Genomic DNA, 1,464 nt, shown 5'->3' on the forward strand with positions numbered 1-1,464 from the left:
CGAGCCGGGCCAGAAAAGATGCCTCAATCCGGCGGGACGCGTCATGGCGGGCGGGAATGGAGCAGAAAGCCCGGGTGTCATCGATGAAGCCGGATGAGCGGGAGAACCCTGCCGTCTCGGTGATGGCGGAGCGGAAGCGGAGCATCGCGTCGGGAGCATCGAGGAACCACCACGGTGCGCCGATGTAGACGGACGGGTAGAAGCCTGCCAGCGGGGCCAGTTCCCGGGAGAAGACGGTCTCGTCCAGCGTGAACAGGACCAGGTGGAAGTCCTGGGCGGTACCGAAGTCCTGCAGCAGCGGGCGGATCGCCTCGGTGTAGCTCACGGGGAACGGGATGTCATGGCCGGTGTCGCCGCCGAACTTCTCGAAGCTGGGCAGGTGGTGGTTCCGGTACGAGCCCGGGTGGATGGTCATGACCAGCCCGTCCTGGACGGACATGCGCGCCATCTCGTACATCATGTGGGCTTCGAAGACATCGCGGTCCTCGGGCGTCCACTCACCGCACCGTGCGCGGGTGAAGAGTTTCTCGGCGTCGGACCGGTCCAGCTTGAGGGTCAGGGGGGTGCGCACCCCGTGGTCTGCGGACACCGCGCCATGCTCCACGAAGTAGCGGCGGCGGTTTTCCATCGCCCGGATATACCCGGCGTAACCTGCCGCGCCGTCACCGGCGGTCCCGATCAGGCGGTCGACGTTCTCCACCCAGCTGGGGTGCGCAATGTTGATGTAGGCATCCGGCCGGAAGGTGGGGACCACCCTGCCGCGGAACGTGCTGTCCGCGGCGATGGCGGCATGGTGCTGCAGGTCATCGAGCGGATCATCCGTGGTGGCGAGCACCTCGATGTTGAAGTCGGAGAAGAGCTGGCGTGGGCGGAACGCCGGCTCACTCAGACGCGACTGGAGGGCATCGAAGGTGCTGTCCGCCGTGGCTTCGGAAATCTCCTGGTCCAGCTTGAAGACGTGCTCGAATTCAGAGCGGATCCAGTATCCGGACGCGGTTCCCTCGAACAAAGGCCACGCCTTGCAGAACTCGCGCCACACGGACCGTGGGTCCGCGTTGGCGATGGGTCCCTGGTTGAGCCGGTCGAGCGGCACGCCGCTGGCATGGATGAGACGGACAACATAGTGGTCCGGGGTGACCAGCAGCGTTGCCGGATCGGGGAACGGTGTGTCCTGGGCCAGCACGGCGGCGTCGACGTGGCCGTGCGGGGAAATGATCGGGAGTGAGTCTACGAGGCTCAGCAGGTCCCGGGCGATGGCTCGCACACCGGGCTCTGCCGGCAGGAGCCGGTCCGGCTCCGCAGCGAGGGAAAGTGAAGAAGGCATGCGCATAATCGTTGCCAAGCCGAACCGGTGGGGTCAACGAGTTGCCATTTGTTGGCAACAAGGAGAGTCAGCCGCTCGCCGGTCCGGTTGAGTCGCGGACAACCAGCCGGGTGGGAAGAACCACCGGCTGGTTGGAGCGG

At 66.0% G+C, this 1,464-nt stretch carries 1 protein-coding gene; it reads right to left on the reverse strand.

Going from position 1 to position 1,464, the window contains the following annotated elements:
* Positions 1-1,324: glucuronate isomerase (uxaC, locus tag X803_RS19325; RefSeq protein ID WP_035778684.1), on the reverse strand; the 1,324-nt coding region annotated here is incomplete at its 3' end.
* Positions 1,325-1,464 lie beyond the last annotated feature (140 nt).

This window comes from Arthrobacter sp. 35/47 (genome assembly GCF_000520475.1).
In the GTDB taxonomy this organism is placed as follows: Bacteria; Actinomycetota; Actinomycetes; order Actinomycetales; family Micrococcaceae; genus Arthrobacter_D; species Arthrobacter_D subterraneus.